General features: G+C 31.5%; 26 protein-coding genes, 1 tRNA gene and 1 CRISPR repeat array. Of the genes, 8 read left to right on the top strand and 19 right to left on the bottom strand.

Annotated features, from left to right (window positions below):
• Window positions 1–9 precede the first annotated feature (9 nt).
• Together frhB and tfrA are read left to right on the top strand one after the other, a co-directional pair.
• Window positions 10–858, top strand: a complete 849-nt coding sequence (frhB, locus tag MFS40622_RS04725) for a coenzyme F420 hydrogenase subunit beta (protein WP_012980537.1) — start codon at window positions 10–12, stop codon at window positions 856–858.
• Window positions 859–1,024: 166 nt separating this feature from the next.
• Window positions 1,025–2,647 carry a fumarate reductase (CoM/CoB) subunit TfrA gene (gene tfrA / locus MFS40622_RS04720; RefSeq protein ID WP_012980536.1) on the top strand — a complete coding sequence of 541 codons (1,623 nt, stop codon included), beginning with the start codon at window positions 1,025–1,027 and terminating at the stop codon, window positions 2,645–2,647.
• Between the two features lie 74 nt (window positions 2,648–2,721).
• On the opposite strand, the gene MFS40622_RS04715 is transcribed toward tfrA, so the two are convergent.
• Both MFS40622_RS04715 and MFS40622_RS04710 read right to left on the bottom strand, forming a co-directional pair.
• Window positions 2,722–3,672 carry a SufD family Fe-S cluster assembly protein gene (locus MFS40622_RS04715; protein WP_012980535.1) on the bottom strand — a complete coding sequence of 317 codons (951 nt, stop codon included), beginning with the start codon at window positions 3,670–3,672 and terminating at the stop codon, window positions 2,722–2,724.
• A gap of 18 nt (window positions 3,673–3,690) precedes the next feature.
• Window positions 3,691–4,434: an ABC transporter ATP-binding protein gene (locus tag MFS40622_RS04710; RefSeq protein WP_012980534.1), complete on the bottom strand. Its 744-nt coding sequence runs from the start codon at window positions 4,432–4,434 to the stop codon at window positions 3,691–3,693.
• Window positions 4,435–4,614: 180 nt separating this feature from the next.
• Between MFS40622_RS04710 and MFS40622_RS04705 the strand changes: the two genes are divergently transcribed.
• Window positions 4,615–5,076: a 30S ribosomal protein S15 gene (locus MFS40622_RS04705; protein WP_012980533.1), complete on the top strand. Its 462-nt coding sequence runs from the start codon at window positions 4,615–4,617 to the stop codon at window positions 5,074–5,076.
• A gap of 64 nt (window positions 5,077–5,140) precedes the next feature.
• On the top strand, window positions 5,141–5,857 hold the full coding sequence (locus MFS40622_RS04700) for a metallophosphoesterase (RefSeq protein WP_012980532.1): 717 nt from the start codon (window positions 5,141–5,143) through the stop codon (window positions 5,855–5,857).
• A gap of 8 nt (window positions 5,858–5,865) precedes the next feature.
• Here the strand turns inward: MFS40622_RS04700 and MFS40622_RS04695 are convergent, their stop codons facing one another.
• From MFS40622_RS04695 to MFS40622_RS04680, 4 genes are all read right to left on the bottom strand, one after another.
• Window positions 5,866–6,519, bottom strand: a complete 654-nt coding sequence (locus tag MFS40622_RS04695; protein ID WP_012980531.1) for a DUF655 domain-containing protein — start codon at window positions 6,517–6,519, stop codon at window positions 5,866–5,868.
• A gap of 206 nt (window positions 6,520–6,725) precedes the next feature.
• A complete protein-coding gene (locus MFS40622_RS04690; RefSeq protein WP_012980530.1) occupies window positions 6,726–7,049 on the bottom strand; it encodes an RNA polymerase Rpb4 family protein in 324 nt (107 codons plus the stop codon).
• Window positions 7,050–7,162: 113 nt separating this feature from the next.
• Window positions 7,163–7,459 carry a 50S ribosomal protein L21e gene (locus tag MFS40622_RS04685; RefSeq protein WP_012980529.1) on the bottom strand — a complete coding sequence of 99 codons (297 nt, stop codon included), beginning with the start codon at window positions 7,457–7,459 and terminating at the stop codon, window positions 7,163–7,165.
• Window positions 7,443–8,768, bottom strand: a complete 1,326-nt coding sequence (locus MFS40622_RS04680; RefSeq protein WP_012980528.1) for a tRNA pseudouridine(54/55) synthase Pus10 — start codon at window positions 8,766–8,768, stop codon at window positions 7,443–7,445. Before MFS40622_RS04680 ends, MFS40622_RS04685 begins: the two co-directional genes overlap by 17 nt.
• A gap of 79 nt (window positions 8,769–8,847) precedes the next feature.
• Between MFS40622_RS04680 and MFS40622_RS04675 the strand changes: the two genes are divergently transcribed.
• Window positions 8,848–10,029, top strand: coding sequence for a TIGR00375 family protein (locus tag MFS40622_RS04675; RefSeq protein ID WP_012980527.1), 1,182 nt, complete (start codon window positions 8,848–8,850; stop codon window positions 10,027–10,029).
• A 5-nt stretch (window positions 10,030–10,034) separates the two neighbouring features.
• On the opposite strand, the gene MFS40622_RS04670 is transcribed toward MFS40622_RS04675, so the two are convergent.
• From MFS40622_RS04670 to MFS40622_RS04645, 6 genes are all read right to left on the bottom strand, one after another.
• A complete protein-coding gene (locus MFS40622_RS04670) occupies window positions 10,035–10,817 on the bottom strand; it encodes an isopentenyl phosphate kinase (RefSeq protein WP_012980526.1) in 783 nt (260 codons plus the stop codon).
• An 8-nt stretch (window positions 10,818–10,825) separates the two neighbouring features.
• Complete coding sequence (locus MFS40622_RS04665; protein WP_012980525.1) at window positions 10,826–11,491, bottom strand: hypothetical protein; 666 nt, start codon at window positions 11,489–11,491, stop codon at window positions 10,826–10,828.
• Window positions 11,488–12,273: an RlmF-related methyltransferase gene (locus MFS40622_RS04660; protein WP_012980524.1), complete on the bottom strand. Its 786-nt coding sequence runs from the start codon at window positions 12,271–12,273 to the stop codon at window positions 11,488–11,490. The genes MFS40622_RS04665 and MFS40622_RS04660 overlap by 4 nt, the downstream gene beginning before the upstream one ends.
• 11 nt (window positions 12,274–12,284) lie before the next feature.
• Window positions 12,285–13,568: an MBL fold metallo-hydrolase gene (locus MFS40622_RS04655; protein WP_012980523.1), complete on the bottom strand. Its 1,284-nt coding sequence runs from the start codon at window positions 13,566–13,568 to the stop codon at window positions 12,285–12,287.
• Window positions 13,569–14,015: 447 nt separating this feature from the next.
• A CRISPR array of direct repeats spans window positions 14,016–14,323; the repeat unit is 31 nt; unit sequence GTTTCCATCCTCCAAGAGGTCTTATTTTAAC.
• A 371-nt stretch (window positions 14,324–14,694) separates the two neighbouring features.
• Window positions 14,695–14,994, bottom strand: coding sequence for a DNA-directed RNA polymerase subunit L (locus tag MFS40622_RS04650; protein WP_012980522.1), 300 nt, complete (start codon window positions 14,992–14,994; stop codon window positions 14,695–14,697).
• Window positions 14,963–15,586 (bottom strand): DUF2067 family protein, encoded by a 624-nt coding sequence (locus MFS40622_RS04645; protein ID WP_012980521.1) that lies wholly within the window; start codon window positions 15,584–15,586, stop codon window positions 14,963–14,965. The genes MFS40622_RS04650 and MFS40622_RS04645 overlap by 32 nt, the downstream gene beginning before the upstream one ends.
• A 91-nt stretch (window positions 15,587–15,677) precedes the next feature.
• On the opposite strand from MFS40622_RS04645, the gene MFS40622_RS04640 reads away from it, so the two are divergent.
• A complete protein-coding gene (locus MFS40622_RS04640) occupies window positions 15,678–16,598 on the top strand; it encodes a tyrosine--tRNA ligase (RefSeq protein ID WP_048197472.1) in 921 nt (306 codons plus the stop codon).
• On the opposite strand, the gene MFS40622_RS04635 is transcribed toward MFS40622_RS04640, so the two are convergent.
• Complete coding sequence (locus tag MFS40622_RS04635) at window positions 16,599–16,988, bottom strand: hypothetical protein (protein WP_012980519.1); 390 nt, start codon at window positions 16,986–16,988, stop codon at window positions 16,599–16,601. It abuts the gene before it with no gap.
• A 6-nt stretch (window positions 16,989–16,994) separates the two neighbouring features.
• Entirely contained in the window at window positions 16,995–17,537 is a 543-nt protein-coding gene (gene cbiT / locus MFS40622_RS04630; RefSeq protein ID WP_048197471.1) for a precorrin-6Y C5,15-methyltransferase (decarboxylating) subunit CbiT, read from the bottom strand.
• 97 nt (window positions 17,538–17,634) lie between these two features.
• Here cbiT and MFS40622_RS04625 point away from each other — a divergent pair, with 97 nt between their 5' ends.
• The gene (locus MFS40622_RS04625; protein WP_012980517.1) at window positions 17,635–18,654 is read left to right on the top strand and encodes a site-2 protease family protein; all 1,020 of its coding nucleotides are present in this window, start codon (window positions 17,635–17,637) and stop codon (window positions 18,652–18,654) included.
• On the opposite strand, the gene MFS40622_RS04620 is transcribed toward MFS40622_RS04625, so the two are convergent.
• The 5 genes from MFS40622_RS04620 to rpoE are packed head-to-tail and all read right to left on the bottom strand — an operon-like array spanning window position 18,655 to window position 20,393.
• On the bottom strand, window positions 18,655–18,837 hold the full coding sequence (locus MFS40622_RS04620; protein WP_012980516.1) for a 30S ribosomal protein S27ae: 183 nt from the start codon (window positions 18,835–18,837) through the stop codon (window positions 18,655–18,657).
• On the bottom strand, window positions 18,837–19,142 hold the full coding sequence (locus tag MFS40622_RS04615; RefSeq protein WP_012980515.1) for a 30S ribosomal protein S24e: 306 nt from the start codon (window positions 19,140–19,142) through the stop codon (window positions 18,837–18,839). The genes MFS40622_RS04620 and MFS40622_RS04615 overlap by 1 nt, the downstream gene beginning before the upstream one ends.
• Before the next feature lie 11 nt (window positions 19,143–19,153).
• Window positions 19,154–19,630 carry a GTP-dependent dephospho-CoA kinase family protein gene (locus MFS40622_RS04610; protein ID WP_012980514.1) on the bottom strand — a complete coding sequence of 159 codons (477 nt, stop codon included), beginning with the start codon at window positions 19,628–19,630 and terminating at the stop codon, window positions 19,154–19,156.
• A gap of 10 nt (window positions 19,631–19,640) precedes the next feature.
• Window positions 19,641–19,820 carry a transcription elongation factor subunit Spt4 gene (spt4, locus tag MFS40622_RS04605; RefSeq protein WP_012980513.1) on the bottom strand — a complete coding sequence of 60 codons (180 nt, stop codon included), beginning with the start codon at window positions 19,818–19,820 and terminating at the stop codon, window positions 19,641–19,643.
• A gap of 9 nt (window positions 19,821–19,829) precedes the next feature.
• Complete coding sequence (gene rpoE / locus MFS40622_RS04600) at window positions 19,830–20,393, bottom strand: DNA-directed RNA polymerase (protein WP_012980512.1); 564 nt, start codon at window positions 20,391–20,393, stop codon at window positions 19,830–19,832.
• Between the two features lie 281 nt (window positions 20,394–20,674).
• Between rpoE and MFS40622_RS04595 the strand changes: the two genes are divergently transcribed.
• A tRNA-Arg gene (locus MFS40622_RS04595) sits at window positions 20,675–20,752 on the top strand.
• Window positions 20,753–20,754 lie beyond the last annotated feature (2 nt).

Here is a 20,754-nt window from a genome sequence, read left to right as displayed (position 1 = left end):
TGGAATAGGATGAATCCTTTTGGAGCTTATAAAAAAGTAGTTTCAGCAAGAAGTACATTAAAAGAAGTTTTAAAGAAAGCACAAGATGGGGGAATTGTTTCAACAGCTTTTATTTATGGTTTAGAAAACAACTTATTAGATGGAGTTATCGTTGCAGATAATGCTGGGGAGTTTAAAGCAGTTCCAAAAGTTGCTACAACACCAGAGGAGGTTTTAGAGGCTGCAGGAACAAAATATACTGTCTGCCCTAATATTTCAGTATTAAAGAGTGCTGTTAGAGAATACGGCTGTGAAAAGATTGGAGTTGTTGGAACACCATGCCAAGTTAGGGCTGTTAGAAAATTGATGAAATATCCAGTTGGATTTAGGCATGTCCCAGACAAGATTGCTTTGATTATTGGAATTTTCTGTATGGAGAACTTCCCATATAATGGTTTAAAGTTAATTGTTGAAGAACACTGCGGAGTTAAAATGGAAGATGTTGTTAAGATGGATATTGGAAAGGGTAAGTTCTGGGTTTATACAAGATGGGGAGAGACAAAAGCAATTAAATTAAAAGAAACCCACCCTTACGAGCAAATAGCCTGCCACGTTTGTACAGATTATACAGCAGAGTTGGCAGATATTTCAACAGGTTCAGTTGGAAGCCCAGACGGATGGAGTACAGTGTTTATAAGAACTGCTAAGGGAGAGGAAATATTCAACAAAATGGTTGAAGATGGTTACTTAGAAGTTAAACCGATAGAAGAAGTTAAACCAGGACTAGGATTAGTTGAAAAATTAGCATTACAGAAAAAAGAGAAGAACATGAAGGAAATTGAGCATAGGAAAGAGCTCGGACTACCAGTGCCTTACTAAAAACACTAAATGCTAAATAATACTATTTTTCTTTTTATTTTATGGCTTTTTTATTGAACTATTTTAATCAATAATCAATAATCAATTCAATAATCAATTAGAAAATATTTTTTTGATTTATAAGTTTTAAATATTAAAGAGAGTATCCTATTTTTTGGTGATAAAAATGAAAACTAATATTCTAATTATAGGTGGAGGAGGAGCCGCTGCAAGGGCAGCAATAGAATGCAGAGATAAGAATGTTATAATAGCCGTTAAAGGATTATTTGGAAAAAGTGGATGCACAGTTATGGCTGAAGGTGGATATAACGCTGTTTTTAACCCAAATGATAGCTTTAAAAAGCATTTTTATGATACAGTGAAAGGTGGAGGATTTATAAATAATCCAAAATTAGTGGAGATTTTAGTTAAAAACTCTCCAAAAGAACTTTTAAACTTAGAAAAGTTTGGGGCTTTGTTTGATAGGGATAAGGAGGGATTTATAGCTCAAAGACCATTTGGTGGGCAATCATTTAATAGAACTTGCTACTGTGGAGATAGAACAGGACACGAGATAATGAGAGGTTTAATGGAATATATCTCAAAATTTGAAAGGATTAAGATTTTAGAAGAAGTTATGGCAATAAAGTTGATTGTTAAAGATAACAGATGCTATGGAGCAATATTTTTAGATTTAAAGACTGGAGAGATATTCCCAATATTTGCTAAGGCAACTATATTGGCAACTGGAGGAGCTGGGCAACTCTATCCTATAACATCAAATCCAATACAAAAGACTGGAGATGGTTTTGCTATAGCTTATAATGAAGGAGTTGAGCTTATAGACATGGAGATGGTTCAATTCCATCCAACAGGAATGGTAGGAACAGGAATTTTGGTTACAGAGGCGGTTAGAGGAGAAGGAGGAATTTTATATAACAAAAATAAAGAAAGATTTATGGCAAGATATGATAAGGAAAGAATGGAATTATCAACAAGAGATGTTGTTGCAAGAGCTATTTATAGAGAGATTCAAGAGGGAAGAGGAGTTAATGGAGGGGTTTATTTAGACGTCTCCCATCTGCCAGATGAAGTTATTGAGAAAAGGTTAGAAACAATGTTAAAGCAATTTTTGAGAGTAGGGGTTGATATTAGAAAAGAGCCGATGATTGTTTCTCCAACTGCTCATCACTTTATGGGTGGTTTAAGGATTAATGAGAGGTGTGAAACCAACATAGCTGGATTATTTGCATGTGGAGAGGTTACAGGAGGAGTTCATGGGGCTAATAGATTGGGAGGCAATGCCTTAGCAGATACTCAGGTCTTTGGCTCAATTGCTGGAAAATCAGCTAAGGAATTTGTTGAAAATAATGAGTTTGATAATATTGATGTGGAAGAAGATATTGCCAAAATACTGGAAGAGATAAAAAGCTTAGAAGGGGATTTAAATATCTATAACTTAATTGAGGGTTTAAAAAAGACTATGTGGGATTATGTATCCATTATTAGAAACGAGGAAGGATTAAAAAAAGCTTTAGAAAAAATTGATGATATTGAGAAAAACTTAAACGATGTCAAAATTAATGGAATTATTGATTTGCAGAAATACTTTGAGTTAAAAAACATGGTTGTTGTTGCTAAGTTAGTTACAAAATCTGCCTTATATAGGGAGGAGAGCAGAGGAGCTCATTATAGGGAAGATTTCCCAGAAACAAAGGAAGAATGGAGAGGAAACATAATTATAAAAGGCAAAAAGATGTGGTTTGAGAAGTTGGACTATGATGTTGATGAATGGATAAAAAATCTTTAAAAAGTTTGGCTCAGCTGCGGGAGTAGTCATCACAAAAATCAGCTAGCGAAATTGTCATCATCGCCAAAAAATTTTTATAAATCACCTATCATTCCTTTAACTATTATTTCAGTTGCCTCATCTTCATCTAATCCCTTAGCCATCAATGTCTCTAACTGCTTTTTATCAACGCTTCCTATTGCTGCCTCATGGGTTATTCTTGCTCTATCATCTCTAACAACAACTATTGGGATTGACTCAACCTCTGCCTGTCCTTTAACTATTTCAGCACAGTCAATATGTCCTTTGCTGTATGGTGCATTTCCTTCAATCTTTAGTTTTAAGCTTATTTTGGAGTTATCCATCGCCGCTCCTCTACTCTTTATAATGCATTTTGCATTTTCTCCATTTAGCTTAACAACTTCATTAACCTTAACAACATCCTCTTTTATTGCATAGGTTCTTGTGGTTATGTCAATTATTGCATCTTTTTTGGCAATAATCTCTTGCTCTATGTCTAAAGTTCCTATCCTCCCCTTAGTTAATGTGAAGTTTGAGATATAAATGCCTCCCTCTTCAATTTCAACCTTTACAGTTGGTTTAACTAAAATATCCCCATCCATCCCATGATAGTGGAATTCATTATAAGAGAATTTTGCATTCTTGCCAATCTTTATGATACCGTTCATTATATGCTTAATTCCCCTACCTTTTGGAAATGAGCAGTGAGACATCAATGAGATAGAGCTATCCTCCTCTAAGATAATCTCAACATCTATGATTTGAGATATATTTTCTTCAGTGATTCCAAAGCACATGTGGATTGGGTATTTAAATTTATGTCCCTTCTTAACAATAATTTTTGCTTTTATCTTTCCATCTTCTTCTCTACCTTCTAATATTATCCCTTCATCTCCTTGAACATCTATAATTTTGCTTTCTTTGACGATTATTCTTGGCCCTTTACCATGAACAATTTCCTCAGGTTTTTCAGAGGTGTATTTAATTGCTTCAATTATCTTCATTAACTCCTCTTTGATACTCATTTTCCCCCTCTGGGATTTTTATTCTTTTTCTTCTGGAACTTTTTTGTAGCATTTTCCACACTCTTTTTTATAAAACTCTCCAACTTCTTTTGGATCTCCACTCTTTATAATCTCTCCAGCACAAATTAAAGAGACTCTATCAGCATGTTCAGCCAATTCTTCTCTATGGGTGATAACCAATAAAGAGCATCCTTTTTCTTTTAAGTAGTCAAAAACTCTCTTAATTTCATCAAATGACACAATATCTATCCCACTATCTGGCTCGTCCAAGATAGCCAAATCTGGCTCTATACATATAATTGATGCCAACTCTACCCTCTTTCTCTCTCCTCCACTCAATGTTTCATCAACATATCTATCTAAATACTTATCTGGGTCTAAATTAACCAATTTTAATGCTTCTCTAATTTTTTCTTCTGCAGTTTTTCTGTCTTTCTTATATTTTTCATTCATTCCAAGCATTAAATAATTTCTCACTTTAATACCCTCAAATCTTGCTGGTTCCTGCCAAGCTAAAGTCATCCCCATTCTCGCTCTCTCAGTAATGCTTTTATCTGCTATATCAACGCCTTTGAATATAATTCTTCCTTTAGTTGGGTTATAGCCTGAAATTCCCATTATTGTGTAAGCTAACGTTGATTTTCCTGCTCCATTCGGTCCTATAATAGCATGAATCTCATTTTCCTTTATATCTAAATTTACGCCCTTTAAAATCTCTCTGTTCCCTCTATAAACATGCAAATCCTCTACCTTTAATAACATGATACTCACCAAAAATTATAAATAGGTCTTTTGTGAATGTTCATTAAAAGCGGATATATTTTAATAGCTTATGCAATAAAAAGATTACCATTCCCAAAGAATAAAAAATAATAAAATCAATAAAAAAATTAAAAACCAAAAGTCCTGGTCTCTTTGGACTGGCGACCATCGGGTGATAAAATGGCAAGAATGCACGCAAGAAAAAGAGGTCGCTCCGGTTCAAAGAGACCCGTCAGGAAGGAAGTTCCTGAATGGGTCCAATACACACCGGAGCAAGTAGAGCAGTTAGTAGTAGAGTTAGCTAAGAAAGGTTATCAGTCAGCACAGATTGGTTTGATATTAAGAGACACCTACGGAATTCCAGATGTTAAATTAATTACTGGTAAAAAAATCAGTAAGATAATGAAAGAACACGGTTTATATCCAAAAGTTCCAGAAGATTTATTAAACTTAATGAGAAGAGCTGTTAACTTAAGAAAACACTTAGAACAGCACCCAAAAGACTTGCACTCAAAGAGAGGTTTGCAGTTAATTGAATCAAAGATTAGAAGATTAGTTAAATACTACAAGTCAAGAGGAGTTTTACCAGCAGATTGGAGATACACACCAGAAACAGCAAGATTGTTGGTCGAGCAGGCATAAAGCTTCTTCTCTTTTTCTTTCTATTTTCAAAATTTAAATTAACTAAAAGTTAATAAGTGATTTTATGGAGGAGAAAATCAAAATTAAAGATTTTTATATAACGATTGATAGATGTTTAATTTATAAGGATTATGCTATAATAGCTGACACACATATTGGATTTGATGTCTTTTTTGGTGAAGGTGGGGCTAATTTTCCATTACTGCAAAAAGATGAGGTTATAAAAAAAGCTTTAAATATAATTGAAAAATATAAAATTAACAATCTAATAATTAATGGGGATGTAAAGCATAACTTCAAGCCTTATCCAAGAGAAATTAAGTTTTTAAAAGAGTTCATTGATTTTATGAATGATTATGTTAATATTATTTTAATTAAAGGTAATCATGACACTTTTATTTCATCAACTGGCTATGAAATTTTTGATTATTTTGAAATTAATGATTATTTAATTTTCCATGGAGATAAAGAGCTAAATATTGATAAAGATTTATTAAAAGATAAGTTTTGGATTTTGGGGCATGAGCATCCATCAATAAAACTTAGAGATGAAGTTGGAGCAATTATGAAATTTCCAGCTTATTTATTAAACAAAAAATATATTGTTTTACCTGCTTTCAACCCTTTATCTCCGGGAAATGATTTGATTAACAATTCAGCATCATCCAAAATTATAAAAAAGGATTATTTAGATTCAGAAGTTATAGCAATAACTGATATTGGTTTGCTGAATTTTGGAACTCTTAGGGATTTAAGAGAGTTTGCTAAAACTCACCTCTAATCCAAGCTTTATTCTTTTAGGTAGAAAGTCATATTATCTTCATTCAATATAATCCCTTTTTTCCATTTTACAAATAGGTAGTATTTATCTTTTTTATCATCTGAAAGCTCTTTTTCAATTCTTTTAGCTATAATCCTTACAGGGTTTTTTCCAACTCTCTCTTCAAAATCTTTAAAGCTTTCAAATTTTTTTGTTTCTCTCTCTTCAATAATCTTCCACATATACTTCTTTTTAATTTCTGGAAGTAATTCTAAAGTATGTAATCGTGTAGTTATTGGTGGGCATTCATTAAAGAATCTTACAAATCTATCTTCCTGCATTTTAACGGCTTCCATTATAACATATAGAAGCTCAGATTTTGCTGTTGGTGTTAAGTTTTCGTATTTAATCATTCTTCTAACATGGTCAATCTTATCTCTCTTTCCCTTTCCAATATAAACTCTTTCTCCTAATTCAATATCTACATTTGGTTTTGGAATCATCTCCATTAATAAAAACTGATATTCTCCAAGTCCTTGAACTACTGGTTCATCGGGTTTGTCAGGATAACCGTAAGGTAAATAATCTAAGACCCATGCATAGTTTTCAAATTTTTGTGGCTTATTTTTTTTAGGAAATCTCATTCCTTCATCATTTCCTTTTTTATATTGCCCTCTAACCATAAAATTTCACCTTTCATTTAAATCTACAAATATATTGGAATAATAAAACCTATACAGCTTAATTTACACCTTCGAGCGTTAGCGAGGAGGTGTTAGATTTTTGATGAAATGGAGAGTGAAACTTTCCAGCTACAAATCCATAGGATTTGTTCAACTTTTTCTAAAAGTTTCATTTAAATCTACAAATTTAAATGAGCAATAAAAAATTAGATATATTTCCTAACGACTTCTAAGATTTCCTCAGCATTTTCAGGCAATTCTCTTTTGTAATAGATTGCTCTTAAATCATCCAAATCTTCAGGTAGAATATCAGCTATTTTAACTGCTGTTTTTTCATCTACTCCTAAAGATATCAATTCTTCAACTAATTTTTTCGCCTCTTCTTTATCTAACTTGGCAAACTTTTGTAAATAATCCAAAGCACATCCCTGTTCATAAGATAATTCTCCAATTTGAGCTCTCTGATACATAATATCTGCAGCTTCTGATACTGTTATATATTTCTCTCCAAGGATTTTTTTGCCTATCATTCTCTCCCTCTTAACTTAATGCAGTAAAAATAAAATTATATTTGTCATTAAAGTTACATTCAAAATTGAATTATATGGAAAAATAATTAAAGCATTTCAAGAAATTAAAAAATTTAAGCTGTAGCAGGTCTTAAGTGTTGTGGATAAGCAATGATTTGTTTGTATTTTCCTCCATCTCTTACTTTAACGATAAATGCTCTTCCCTGCTTACCAACAACAACTCCTGTTCTTCCGTGGAATCTTGGATGTGGCATTCCCTTATGGACTGATGGATCTATAACTATATGCACATACTCTCCTTCTTTATACTCTCTCAAAGCTCTTGTTATTGGGTAGAGTCCTCTTTCTCTTGGGTGTTTTGATAACTTCTTTCTTGTTTTTCTTCTAAATCCTTCACTCATTTGAACCATAATTCTCACCTTCATTATCGTGTATTTTTAAAACGTCCAATTCCTTACATATACAGTTTTTGTTTAATATAGATGAGACAGATGGGTTTGTTCTCCCATCATCTCCACTGATTAGCTCTTTTATATATAATCCACCATCACAATATATAATCATCTCAAAATGATTGTCATCTACTTTACTGGTTTTAACTTTATATACCTTACGGATTCTCTCTAAATCAGCTCTTCTATGTAAAACCCTTTTTGGTGTTTTTTGATAGATAGTTCTATTTTCAAGCTCTTTTTCAAGGAGTTTTAGTTCTTCATCAGTAATTTTATCAGAGCATTCAACTAAGGCTCTATATGTTTTTCTATGTGGGGTGTTTTTAAATATAACTTTATCCTTTCTAACACCAAACTCTAAGTTTAAAACCTCTACCCTACCATCTTTATTAACTTCTTCAGCAATTTTATTTAAATCAATTTTTCTTATCTTTGGCTCTTTAATCTCTAAAACAAATGGCCTTCCATCTCCAAGCATTCTAACGTCTATATCTTCCCTTCCAGCCCCATGAAATTTTGCATCTACTCCTTTTGTAGCTTCTAAGAACGGTTTAGCAATGATTTCTTCAACAGATATTGGATATTTTTTGCCTGTGTAGTTGCATAGCTCACAACCTTTTCCTCTACACTTTCTGCAAGGCCATCTTGTTTGTGGAATACCTCTAACTAATTTTCTATATCTTCCTTTAATAAATAATGGATTTATCTGTAGATAGATTTCTTCAGTGTATGGATTTATATGAACAACTATATCTGGATATTCTTTATTTGGGGCTTTGTCCAACCTAACAGCTAACATCTTCCCAAATTCTCTCCCAAATTCCTGTTTTATACTCTCCATAAATTCTGTTTCAATCTCTTTTTCAAGCTCTTTAATCTCTTTTGGGATATGAGTTCCAATTAAAAATGTATCAAAATCATATTCTTTTAAAAGTTCAATCGCCTTATTTAACAACTTTTCCATTTTTTGTTTGTTAAAAATGCCTTTACACCATGGGCAGTTTTCTTTTTCTACCTCTATATCTTCCAATCTTATTTCATCAACTCCACTCCTTGCCAAAGCTTTTAATAATTCCAACTCCTCCTCATAATTTATTCCTTTTTCCTTAGCTTTTTTTATCTTTGCCTCAAGTTCCAAAGCTTTATATAACTTTAATGCCTTACCTCTTTCAGTGTTTGTTGTATGTAATAACTTAGCGTACAATCTTCCAAAGCACCTATCGCAGAGAGGATATTTTTTTAATATTTCATAGTTTATAATCTCCATGTTTTCTCCCCATTCAGTGTTTAAATAGATTAATTTTATAATTGGTTTATTAGATTTTTATAAATTTTTGGTGATATAAATGATAGCAAATGTGGATTTGCATATACACTCAAGATTTTCTGGTGGGACTTCTAAGGATATGAATGTAGAGAATATTTTAAAGTATGGAAAATTAAAGGGATTAAATATCATTGGGACTGGCGATTGCACACATCCAGATTATTTGGAAGAGATAAAGCAATATAAAGATAGAGAACTAATTTTAACTACTGAAATTGAAGATAAGAATCGAGTTCATCATCTTATTTTATTGCCTTCAATAAGTAAGGTTGAAGAGCTTAGAGAGGTTTTAAAAAAATACTCTAAGGATATTGATAAAGAGGGAAGGCCGAGAGTATCTATTGGTGGAGCTGAGCTTTTAGAAATTGTTAGAGATGTTGATGGCTTAATAGGGCCTGCCCACGCCTTTACTCCATGGACTTCAATATATAAGTCATTTGATTCAATATACGACTGCTATAACAAAAAACCTGACTTTGTAGAACTCGGTTTATCGGCAGATACTGATATGGCGGATATGATTCCAGAGTTGAGAGATTTACCATTTTTATCAAATTCTGATGCCCATTCATATCATCCTCATAGATTGGGAAGAGAATTTAACCAGATAGAGGTTGATTATATTGGAGGAGTTGAGGATAACTTTGAACAAATCAAAAAAGCAATAAAACATAATAAAATAGTGGCTAATTATGGATTAGACCCAAAATTGGGAAAATATCATTTAACCGCCTGTTCAAAATGCCATACAAGGTTTAAGTTGGAAGATGCTAAGAAATATAATTGGAAATGTCCAAAGTGTGGAGGAAGCATAAAAAAGGGAGTTTTAAGTAGAGTTGAAGAGCTGAGTGATGGGAAGATAGAGCATCCAGAATTTAGACCTCCATATTATAAGCTGATTCCATTAGCTGAGATGATTAGCTTAACTATAGGCAAAGGGATATTTACAAAGGCTGTTCAAAGCTTATGGGAAGAGTTTATTAAAAAATATGGGAATGAAATTGAGGTTTTAATAAACGCAGATATTGAGGAATTAGCTAAGATTCATCCAAAAGTGGCAGAAACCATTAATCTGTTTAGAAGAGGAAAAATATATATCTATCCAGGTGGTGGAGGGGAGTATGGAAAGATTTCATTTAAACCACAAAAAGTAGAGTGGTATAGGGAAGAGATAACTTTAGATAGGTGGTTAAAACAGTAATTTAATTATTCTGAGAAATCAATCTCTGTCCCTTCAACTTCTCCCAATAAAGCTTTATAAACATTTCCTACTTTATTTCCGTTAAATACAAAACTCCTACACTTATTTTTTCTAATTATCTCTATCTTATACCTCATTCCACCAGTAACATCTATGCTGTTAGAGCCACTCAGATAATTTAATATTTCATCGATATTTTTCTCATCTATCCTTTTTATTGGCTTATTGTTAATTAAAACACCATCAACATCTGTAGCATAGAGTATTAAATCAGCTTTTAATTCATTAGCTAAGTATGGAACTATATCATCTCCAGAAATTATTTTATAGCCCATGTTGTCATCAACTACTATATCACCATGAACTACTGGAATTAAATCTCTTTTAAGCATCTCTTTTATAGCAGAGGTGTCAAAAATTAGCTTATCTCCAAAAACAACAAATGAAGATGGTTGTATAGAGATAGCTGGTATGTCATAGCTCTGTAAAGTGTCTATAACTATGTTGTTAAATCTCCTCATAGCTTTCTGTATATCCCAAAATCCCTTTTCCATATTTATAAACACTTTTTTACCATTTTCAACTTTTAAGTATTTTTTAGCTACAGGATGCCCAAAAGCTCCACCACCATGGACAAGTATTAATTTTATATCTTTATTTTGGTTTTTATAATAATCTAAGGCATTTTTTATCTCCATCGCTATTCTCTCTAAATTGTCCCATTTTACTGAAAAAGGCATATTTTTATCTGATAAAATACTTCCTCCTAATTTTAAAATAGTTAGCATATTTCCACCTATCTTTTTATTATTAACACTTTATTTCCTCCTTTCATAAACTCATATTTTGTTTTTTCAATTTTTGCATTATATTCATTCATTATCTTATCTAAAAATATTGACTTTTCACCTTTTAAATTTAAGATTGGAAATATCCTTATCTCTTCTGAAATCCTTAAAAGTTCATCAATTGTCTCTTTATGGAACTTATAATCGAAAATATTATCATACAATAACAAAAAATGCCCTACGAGAGAAATAGCAAATTCATCATCTTTAAAATTTGTTTTTGGGTAAATTGTGTAAACATATCTTTTCCTATTTATTTTATAATCCTCAATAAATGTCTTATATGTTCTTTCTCTTGTTTTCTTCCATTCTTCAATTGTCTTAAATTCATTCCAGTTGAAATTATCTTTAAATTTTTCTTTCAAATGCATCTCCATAAGCTCTAAATCTTTTTTACATTTCTCCTCAATTTCTTCTGGTTTTAGATTGTAAATTTTATCTGAGGCTGTAATATCATAACCCTTTGCATTACCCTCTGCACAAAAAGAACTAACTCCAGAAGCAACATCTAATATTTTATTATTTAAAATATCCTCATTTAAATTAAACATCCTCACATATTCATTAAAATTCCTTCCAAGTAAGACAGTATCTTTTAAATTCAAATATCTCACCTTTTTATTCCTTTAATAATATATCTCAACCTATTTCCAGTTCTAATTTCATCAACCTCAACACTTAACCCAACCTCTTTCATTTTTTTGATTATCAGTTCTCTCCTCTCTTCTGGTTTCTTTGGCATCATTAAAGCAATAACTCCTTTTTTATTTAAAAAGTTAATTCCCTCTTCAATTATTTTGAATGAAAACTCCTCTCCAAATTTCCCTCCACCTATCAGCTCAATTTCCTTAGCTAAAGCCCCTCCAAATTTTCTTCCACTTGCAACAGAATTTTTTGAATAAAAGGGAGGGTAAGAGATGATTAAATCAAATTTCTTTCCTTTAATTTCTTTAATTCCTTCAATAACCTTCCCCTTAGAATTTATAATCTTTATATTTAATTTATTCCTTTCTACGTTCTTTTTAGCAAAATCTATAAATTCTTCATCAACCTCAGTGGCATAAACCTCAGCATCATAAAATTTTTTTATTAATAAGGAGATTATGGCAGAGTGTCCAGTTCCAATCTCTAAAACAGTTGGTTTTTCTATACCGAGCTTTTTTAAAGTTTCAAAAGTGGATTTTATAAAGAGATATCTGTTTATTGGTGTAGGTATTAGCCCATTTTCATGGAATTCTATATCCAAATCAAATAAAACCTTTAAAACTGTTTTGTTATACTCTATTAAAGCATCCTTATTTTTAAAGTCAATTCTAAGCTTATCCCCTTTCTTATAAACATATTTTTTTAATTTTTCGTTATATTTTATAGCATCTTCAATCTTTAGTCCTAACATGTCTTTCCTCTCTATATTCTTATCTTTTCTCCTAATTTTGGAGTTATTGCATCAAATCCATGTTCTAATGCCCAATTTCTTAAAATTGTTGCCTGAACCTCCTCTCCATGCTGTATAATTAATAACTCTGGATTAACTTTTTTAATTATCTCATGTAGTTCATCCATCCCAGCATGGCATGAGAAGTTATACATACAAACTTCTAAGTTCGGCTTAATCTCATCTTTCCCAATAAATATCTTCCCAGTCTCAATCAAATGCCTACCATTAGAATCTCTAACTTGGTAGCCAGTTAATAACAGAGCGTTTTTTGGATTGTGCATAAACAATTTTAGATAGTAGAGTATGGGCCCCCCATCTAACATTCCTGCAGTTGTTACAACAACTCCTCCATTTTTTGATAAATCTTCTATAGCTTTAACCCTATCTTCTGATTTCTCAATTATTTTAACATTTTTTAGAGCTTTTTCTAAGTGTGTTGCTTCATTTAGCATATTTTTATAGTTGAGCATTAATCTTGTAACTTCTACAGCCATTCCATCTAAATAAATAGGGGCATCTATGTTGTAGTCATTTAATATTAATAATATCTCTTGAGCCCTATCAACAGCAAATACTGGAATTAAAGCAACCCCTCCCCTAAATAAAATTTCTCTTATCTTTTCTATAAAACTCAGCTCTACAGCTTTTCTATCTGGGTGTATGCTGTTTCCGTAAGTTGATTCTATAATTAAGACATCAATATCATCTCTTGTATAACTTAAATCAGCCCCTTTAGTTAATCTTGTGTCTCTAAGCTTTATATCTCCAGTGTATAAGACAGTTTTATTTGGGTATTTTAATAAGATTGATGCACTTCCTGGAATATGCCCAGCACTAAAGAACTCATAGGAAAAATCTTTATAATATTTTTTATCGTTGTAATTTAATGGAATGGTGTGCCTCATTGCCTCTTTTACATCATGGTTGTTATAGGGAATTTTTTTATTTTCTGTTTCAGCAATTCTCACCATATCTTTTAATAAGATTTTAATTAATTTTTTTGATAGCTCTGTTGTAATTACTGGAACATCTATCCTTCTATGAAACAATATGGGTAAAGCTCCTGAGTGGTCTAAATGAGCATGGGAAATAAAAACTTTATCAACATCCCTTATAGAATTGTCCAATATGGGATATTCTATTTCTTTTCCTAATTTAACCCCACAGTCTAATAGTATTTTGCTTTTATCAGTTTTTATTTCTATACAGCTCCTTCCAACTTCTAACGCCGCTCCTCTAAAAATAATTTCCATGATATCACCATTTTTTATTCAATTTTAATTTTGTTGTTTTGGCTATATAGAACTTTCGTATCTTGTATATTTAACTAAGATATTTAAGAGCTTAAAGATGTTAATTTCCCTTTAAAGAGTTCATCTCTGCAAATTTCTATTTAGATATTTCTTATAGAGTTTAATTTTTATATTTAAATATTATAAATGAATAATAAAAAATTATGCTTTAATTTTCCAAGAGGTCTGAATTTTAATAAAAGATTGATTGCAGTTTATTTTTATACTAAATCTTTTTTAGAATTAGAATTTTTTATTACTTTTTAATACTGATTGAAAAATTTTCTCGAGATTTTTTCTCTTTCAGTATTACTAACTTAAATAGTTTGTTATATATTTGAATACGTAAGTATTACTGAGTTTAAGAATAAAAATAGCTCTTTTACTTTTGGTTTAATCCTTAAAAGAGAATAAAACCTCTAAGAGGTCTGATTTTAACTAGAATTGTCCAACATGTTAGTATAAAAACTATAATACAAAAGTTTCCATCCTCCAAGAGGTCTGATTTTAACGGTATGGACGACAGAGAGAAAAGAATCGTCCTTGACCAGCGTTTCCATCCTCCAAGAGGTCTTATTTTAACTTGCAGAGCTAAAGATGCTTATTTTCTTAAAAGTGGTTTCCATCCTCCAAGAGGTCTTATTTTAACAATATGTTCTTCTTTTCCTTTTATTGCATCAAATTTGTTTCCATCCTCCAAGAGGTCTTATTTTAACAGGGCAATCATTCACAATCTATTTTTTATCACTTTTCTAATATTTATAATTTTTGGTGGTGTATTTTTCTAAGGGTAAATAACATCCTTTATTTATAAATCCAACACTATATAAGCTTTTCTATCATCAATAAAATAGAGCATTTTTATCTTTCTAAATTTGAAAATTTAACTTATTAGTTGGAGAAATTTTATTTAGCTAAATATCTAATCTCAAATTTTAAAAATCTAAATAATTTAACAGACATAAATATTTAAAATAATCAAACTTACAGACCCTTAGAAATTAAATTTAAATCCTCTAAATAAGATAATAAAAGATTTAATGGAATTACTCATAATTATAAACTTATTCAGCGAGATAATATCTGATTATTTTTTCTCTTTCAATTCGTCTAATAAGGTGTCACACATTTTAATAATATCTCTTAATCCCTCTTTTAAAACTTCTATGGGGTCTGTGCCTTCTTCAGTGATTATGGTTATTTTTGGGTTTGAGATGTATCTTCCAGTTTCTGGATGCAATAATGGATGGTCAATTGAATAGGAAGCCATCTTTACTCCTTCTTTTGTTAATAAAATATCTTTCAATAAGTTTGGCAATGAGTGGTCTTCATTAATTAGCTCAATCTCAACCAGATTATCTTTCCTCTCCAGTATCTTTATCTCCATTTTCTCCCTCCAATAAAGCTTTTTTAGCTAAGTTTATATCTTTGTTTAATACAATTCTTCCTTCTTCTTCTCTAAAGAATCCTTTTTCTAAAGCCTCTTCAATAACATCATCAATTGGTTTTTTGGTAATGTATGAAACTAGAACTACCAAGTTTTTAACAGGCTTTGAACCAAGATTTGAAAATCTAAGCTCTTGATACAATTCATGAAGTTCTTTTAATATTTCATTGAATTTATTAATATCTACGTTTGTTTTTATAGCGTTTTCATCTTCTAAGTATATGACTCTATATCCTAAAGTTTTTAGTGCATCTATAACTAAGTTTTTATTAACTGGGTATTTAAGTTCTGATAATGAGTATTCATATAACCCCTCTCTATCGGCTGAATATTTCTTTCTAACTTTATCCATTAAGTTCATTACTGTTCTATAGTTTTCATTTAAAACATCCTTATCGTAACCAAATACATATATCTTTACATGATTTCCTTTTGATTCTATCGTGCAGTCAATGTTTAATCTTGACAACCTCTCACAGAGTTCCAAAAGTTCTTCATCACAACTCACTTTTGATGAAATAATCTTTCTCATAGTATCACCAAAAATAAGATTAAAAGGTAAATTTATAAATTATGTCTCTCTATATAATAAACTTTTGCATAATAATGGATGGTGATGCTTAATGGATGAATTTGAAATGATAAAGAGAAACACATCTGAAATTATCAGCGAGGAGGAATTAAAAGAAGTCTTAACAAAGGATGAAAAATCTGCTTACATAGGTTTTGAGCCAAGCGGTAAAATCCATTTAGGGCATTATCTCCAAATAAAAAAGATGATTGACTTACAAAATGCTGGATTTGATATTATTATATTGTTAGCTGATTTACATGCATATTTAAACCAGAAAGGAGAGTTGGATGAGATTAGAAAAATAGGAGAATACAATAAAAGAGTCTTTGAAGCTATGGGATTAAAGGCAAAATATGTATATGGAAGTGAATTTCAGCTTGATAAGGATTATACACTAAATGTTTATAAATTAGCTTTAAAAACTACCTTAAAGAGAGCGAGAAGGAGTATGGAACTTATAGCAAGAGAGGATGAAAACCCAAAGGTTGCTGAAGTTATATATCCAATAATGCAGGTTAATGACATCCACTATTTGGGTGTTGATGTTGCGGTTGGGGGAATGGAGCAGAGAAAGATACACATGTTAGCGAGAGAGTTGCTACCAAAAAAGGTTGTTTGCATCCACAACCCAGTATTAACTGGTTTAGATGGAGAAGGAAAGATGAGTTCTTCAAAGGGGAATTTTATAGCTGTTGATGATTCTCCAGAAGAGATTAAAGCCAAGATAAAAAAAGCCTACTGCCCCGCTGGAGTTGTTGAAGGCAACCCAATCATGGAGATAGCTAAATATTTCCTTGAATATCCTTTAACTATAAACAGACCAGAGAAGTACGGGGGAGATTTAGTTGTTAATAGCTATGAAGAGTTAGAGACATTATTTAAAAATAAAGAACTTCACCCAATGGATTTAAAAAATGCCGTTGCTGAAGAGCTTATAAAGATTTTAGAGCCAATTAGGAAGAGGCTATAATTAGACGATTATTATATCATTCAATTTTCTCTTTTTCTCTTCTTTTTTAAGCTCATCTAATGGAACTGGTTTAGAATCAGCTACAATAATATCGTTGTTTTCTCTATCGTTAGTTTTTTTAGTGATTTTATTAAAATTAGGGGTTAAATTTTTGTATTCTTGCCTTTTAACTTCTTTTTTATAATTATTTTTGTGGTTTGGTAGGGTTTTATATCTAATTTTAACTATTATCTCTCCCTCTCCTTCATCCCTGTCAAACGGTAGATTTATCTTTGCAGTGTCCTTAGATAAAACTTCCAATGAAACATTCTTATCTCCTAAATAAACATCAACATAGGAGATTAAAACACCTTCTGGATTCTGAATTGAGAGAACTATTTTTTCGTCCATGTCTATCTACCTAACAGCTTTTATTATGGTTATTGGATTCTTTGCTAAAAACATGTGCCCAGAAGGGATTTTTTTAGCATAAGAAACGGTGATATTAACGGCATCAACATTGTAACCTCTACTTTCAAATTCATTTATTATTTTAACCGCATTTTCTAAAACAATTGTATTGGCAACAATATGATTTATTTTCTTTTTATCTAAAATTTCGATTATCTTTCTAATGTTTTTTGTTCCTCCTATAAAAGCTTTGTTAAACTCTAATTTATCTAAAATATCTTCAGCCCTCCCTTTTATAATCTGACAGTTTTTAATGTTAAATTTGGCTAAATTTTGTTTAGTAACTTCAATGGCGTCTTCTAAATAATCTATAGCATAAACAAACTTGCATCTCCTTGCTATCTCAACGGTCATCCCTCCACTACCACAACCAACATCAACAACAACATCATCTTTATTTAGGTTTAGTTTTCCGATGCTTACAGCTCTAATTTCTTCTTTTGTTATTGGAACTCCTTCTCTTCTTATAAATTCTTCATCTGGAATCATATATTTCACCTTAATCATAAATTATGTCCATGAAATAGTAATATATAGTATGAGATTATAAAATATGTAATTTGAAATAAAATAGGGGGAGGGGATTATGAATTACTCAATAAGACTATTTAAAATCATGGGAATTCCAATAGAGTTGCATATAACTTTCATTTTATTTTTGATAGTAGTAATTGGATTGTCTATTATGAATAACAGCATATTTTGGGCAGTTCTCTTTATTTTGCTATTTGTGTCTGTTGTTTTGCATGAATTAGGGCATAGCTATGTAGCCAAAAAATATGGGGTAAAAATAGAAAAAATTCTGCTGTTACCGATTGGTGGAGTAGCAATGATGGATAAAATCCCAAAAGAGGGAGAGTTAAGAATAGGATTGGCAGGACCTTTAGTTAGCTTTATCATTGGAATAGCTTTGTTAATTGTCTCTCAATTTTTCGACATCAATATAAATGGATATCCTCTGTTATACACTCTAAGTATGCTAAACTTAATGCTTGGGAGCTTTAATTTAATCCCAGCTTTCCCTATGGATGGAGGGAGAATATTAAGGGCTATTTTATCAAAAAAATATGGTTATTTGAAATCAACAAAGATAGCAGCAAATATTGGAAAGAGCTTAGCTTTAATAATGCTCTTATTTGGACTTTTGTCTATGAACATTATATTAATCTTGGTTAGCTTGTTTGTTTATTTTGGAGCTGAACAGGAGAGTAGAGTGGTAGAAGTTGAAACAATATTTAAAAACATTAAGGCAAAGGACATTATGACACCAAATCCTGTAAGTGTAAGTCCAGACATGAGCATAGAGGAGTTTTTGGATTTTATGCTTAAACATAAATACTTTGGCTACCCAGTGGTTGAAAATGGAAAGTTAATTGGCTGTATTGGAATAAGCAATATACACAAAAAAGAGGGAACTGTAAGAGATTATATGGAAAAACCAGTTATTGTTAGTGAAAACACTGACATAAATGACATTTTAAGAAAATTGGCTCATACTGATAGAGTATTTGTTGTAGAAAATGATGAGTTAAAAGGAATAATATCAAAAACAGACATCTTGAGGGCTATGAGTATATTGGAATTAAAAGAGGAGTTAGAGCATTAATTACTCTTTCTTTTGTGGCTGTTTCCATTCCATGTAACCGCATTTTCCACATGAGTATCTATTTAAGTGCTCAGCCATGAAAACTCCAGGCCCACATCTTGGGCAGGTTTTCTTCAATCTAATAACTTTATCTCCTTCAATTTTGTAGTATTTGTATTTTGCTGTTTTTTTACCCTTTGTCATTATTCTCCCTCCTCAGCAGCTGTTTCTTCTTCTATTTTATTTTTTCTTAAGATGTGTTCTCTCTCAACTAATTTCAACATCTCCTCGTTGTCATACAACTTAGCATAACCTCTTGCTCTCTGCATTCCTGCCTCTTCAACAATTCTTTCAACAATTAATAAATCTTTATTTGCATTTAATATTGCTGCGAGCTTTAACTTAACATCTTTGAAGGTTGGTGTAGCTCCATCGTGGTCTACAATGAATCTGTATTCTTTTCTCTTCAATAATGGGTTATATCTTTCTGATAGTATTTTTATTTCCATATTATCCCCTCTTAAATTTTTTTGAATTGTTTTAGAATTTCATTAATTTCTTGTTTTAGTTTTTCATCTATTTTTAATACAACGATTCCTTCATCTGGCTGACCGTATAGAACATAGGTTCCGATAGGAAAGTATTTGATAACAATTAAAGCAAGCAAATCTTCTTCACCATCAACCAGTAGGGCGATGTCTTTATCATTTATTGTAGATAGATATTTAATACTTTCTATTGCCTCATCAGATATACATCCAGCAGGGTTTTTTACCTTAATAATTTTTTTAAATATATGGTTTATTTCAACTGGAATATTTCTTTTGGTTTTTAAGTCAAAAATGGATAGTTTTGGAATTATATTATTTTCGATGACAGTTTTTGTTACAATGTCTCCAACGGTTACGATATCTCCATCTATATCTGGTAGTGTTTTATATACTTTTCCAAAGGGTTTTTTTAATTTTTCCCTCAACTCTTCTGGAAGCATCAGCATATTAATTCCTCTACTCCTTCACACTTAACGCATACTTTCCCTTAATATCAATCCCTGCCTTTTTAGCAATCTCTGATTTCTCTGGATTTATAACTATTAAAAGCCCAATCCAGTTTTCACTTGTTGGAGAGTGGCATATTGGGCATGTTTCATCATTTGTTAGGTATTTGCACTTTAAACATGCTCTCATAAGCTCACCTTAATCTTTCTGTTCTTTTTTAGCTTTTTCCTCCTCAATCCACTCCAACTTTCCTAAGTATGGCTGTCTCATAGTTAAAGCTATCTTACTTCCCCTCTTTCTCTCTGCTTTCAAACTAATAGCAACAATCCTTGCCCTAACATAATCTCCAATTTCCAAAACCTTTCCAGTTTCTTTCCCAATAATTGCCTCTCTTTTAGGGTCGTAAGAGACATAGTCATCCATAATCTGTGAGACGTGGATTAATCCATCTAAAGGCCCTAACCTTACGAAGCTTCCAAATTCAACAACATCGACAACCTCTCCCTCAATAAGTTCATACATCTCTGGCATATAGACGAGGGTTTCAAATACAACTGGATGATATGCTGAACCGTCCCCATGCACAACCTTTCCATTTCCAATATCTTTTACATCTACAATGGATAAAATAAATCCAATATCCTTATCTAATCTCCCCTCATATTTTTCCATGAGAATTTTTTTTACAGTTTCTTTTAAATCCTTACCAAATTCTTCTGGTGGGACTTTGACGACATCAGCAATCTCTAAAATTTTATACATGGGATATTCACCTCTAAGTTTAGTTAAATTTAATAAAAAAGGATAAAGATTAATTATCACAATTAGTGTTAGGATTATAAAAACAATAAAAATGCAATTATTAATTTTGCCACAAACCTATATTTATAATTAACCATACTAATCTAAGGATTTCAATAGAATAGTAGGATAGAATATTATCCACAACATTGTTCCCGCAAAAATTTGTTATAAGTTATGAAACGAAAAGTATATATAGGAGAAAGTTCATTGTAGAGAGTGCTTACAAGCTGAGATGAAGAGGACCCGTAGCCTAGCCTGGATAGGGCACCGGCCTTCTAAGCCGGGGGTCGGGGGTTCAAATCCCCTCGGGTCCGCCAAT

It is taken from the genome of Methanocaldococcus sp. FS406-22, assembly GCF_000025525.1.
Classification (GTDB): domain Archaea; phylum AGJL01; class Methanococci; order Methanococcales; family Methanocaldococcaceae; genus Methanocaldococcus.
This window is presented reverse-complemented; position numbering and strand designations above follow the sequence as displayed.

Excerpts from the sequence above, each read along its gene's own strand:
- MFS40622_RS04655 (WP_012980523.1), bottom strand. The coding sequence starts at position 13,568 with ATGGAAATTATTTTTAGAGGAGCGGCGTTAGAAGTTGGAAGGAGCTGT.
- cbiT (WP_048197471.1), bottom strand. The coding sequence starts at position 17,537 with ATGATTCCAGATGAAGAATTTATAAGAAGAGAAGGAGTTCCAATAACA.
- MFS40622_RS04670 (WP_012980526.1), bottom strand. The coding sequence starts at position 10,817 with ATGCTAACTATTTTAAAATTAGGAGGAAGTATTTTATCAGATAAAAAT.
- MFS40622_RS04695 (WP_012980531.1), bottom strand. The coding sequence starts at position 6,519 with ATGGTTAGAGGGCAATATAAAAAAGGAAATGATGAAGGAATGAGATTT.
- MFS40622_RS04625 (WP_012980517.1), top strand. The coding sequence starts at position 17,635 with ATGAATTACTCAATAAGACTATTTAAAATCATGGGAATTCCAATAGAG.
- MFS40622_RS04710 (WP_012980534.1), bottom strand. The coding sequence starts at position 4,434 with ATGTTATTAAAGGTAGAGGATTTGCATGTTTATAGAGGGAACAGAGAG.
- MFS40622_RS04680 (WP_012980528.1), bottom strand. The coding sequence starts at position 8,768 with ATGGAGATTATAAACTATGAAATATTAAAAAAATATCCTCTCTGCGAT.
- MFS40622_RS04645 (WP_012980521.1), bottom strand. The coding sequence starts at position 15,586 with ATGAGAAAGATTATTTCATCAAAAGTGAGTTGTGATGAAGAACTTTTG.
- MFS40622_RS04675 (WP_012980527.1), top strand. The coding sequence starts at position 8,848 with ATGATAGCAAATGTGGATTTGCATATACACTCAAGATTTTCTGGTGGG.
- frhB (WP_012980537.1), top strand. The coding sequence starts at position 10 with ATGAATCCTTTTGGAGCTTATAAAAAAGTAGTTTCAGCAAGAAGTACA.
- MFS40622_RS04640 (WP_048197472.1), top strand. The coding sequence starts at position 15,678 with ATGGATGAATTTGAAATGATAAAGAGAAACACATCTGAAATTATCAGC.
- MFS40622_RS04705 (WP_012980533.1), top strand. The coding sequence starts at position 4,615 with ATGGCAAGAATGCACGCAAGAAAAAGAGGTCGCTCCGGTTCAAAGAGA.
- MFS40622_RS04620 (WP_012980516.1), bottom strand. The coding sequence starts at position 18,837 with ATGACAAAGGGTAAAAAAACAGCAAAATACAAATACTACAAAATTGAA.
- MFS40622_RS04635 (WP_012980519.1), bottom strand. The coding sequence starts at position 16,988 with ATGGACGAAAAAATAGTTCTCTCAATTCAGAATCCAGAAGGTGTTTTA.
- MFS40622_RS04650 (WP_012980522.1), bottom strand. The coding sequence starts at position 14,994 with ATGGAGATAAAGATACTGGAGAGGAAAGATAATCTGGTTGAGATTGAG.
- tfrA (WP_012980536.1), top strand. The coding sequence starts at position 1,025 with ATGAAAACTAATATTCTAATTATAGGTGGAGGAGGAGCCGCTGCAAGG.
- MFS40622_RS04715 (WP_012980535.1), bottom strand. The coding sequence starts at position 3,672 with ATGAGTATCAAAGAGGAGTTAATGAAGATAATTGAAGCAATTAAATAC.
- spt4 (WP_012980513.1), bottom strand. The coding sequence starts at position 19,820 with ATGAGAGCATGTTTAAAGTGCAAATACCTAACAAATGATGAAACATGC.
- MFS40622_RS04660 (WP_012980524.1), bottom strand. The coding sequence starts at position 12,273 with ATGTTAGGACTAAAGATTGAAGATGCTATAAAATATAACGAAAAATTA.
- rpoE (WP_012980512.1), bottom strand. The coding sequence starts at position 20,393 with ATGTATAAAATTTTAGAGATTGCTGATGTCGTCAAAGTCCCACCAGAA.
- MFS40622_RS04610 (WP_012980514.1), bottom strand. The coding sequence starts at position 19,630 with ATGCTGATGCTTCCAGAAGAGTTGAGGGAAAAATTAAAAAAACCCTTT.
- MFS40622_RS04685 (WP_012980529.1), bottom strand. The coding sequence starts at position 7,459 with ATGGTTCAAATGAGTGAAGGATTTAGAAGAAAAACAAGAAAGAAGTTA.
- MFS40622_RS04690 (WP_012980530.1), bottom strand. The coding sequence starts at position 7,049 with ATGATAGGCAAAAAAATCCTTGGAGAGAAATATATAACAGTATCAGAA.
- MFS40622_RS04615 (WP_012980515.1), bottom strand. The coding sequence starts at position 19,142 with ATGGAAATAAAAATACTATCAGAAAGATATAACCCATTATTGAAGAGA.
- MFS40622_RS04700 (WP_012980532.1), top strand. The coding sequence starts at position 5,141 with ATGGAGGAGAAAATCAAAATTAAAGATTTTTATATAACGATTGATAGA.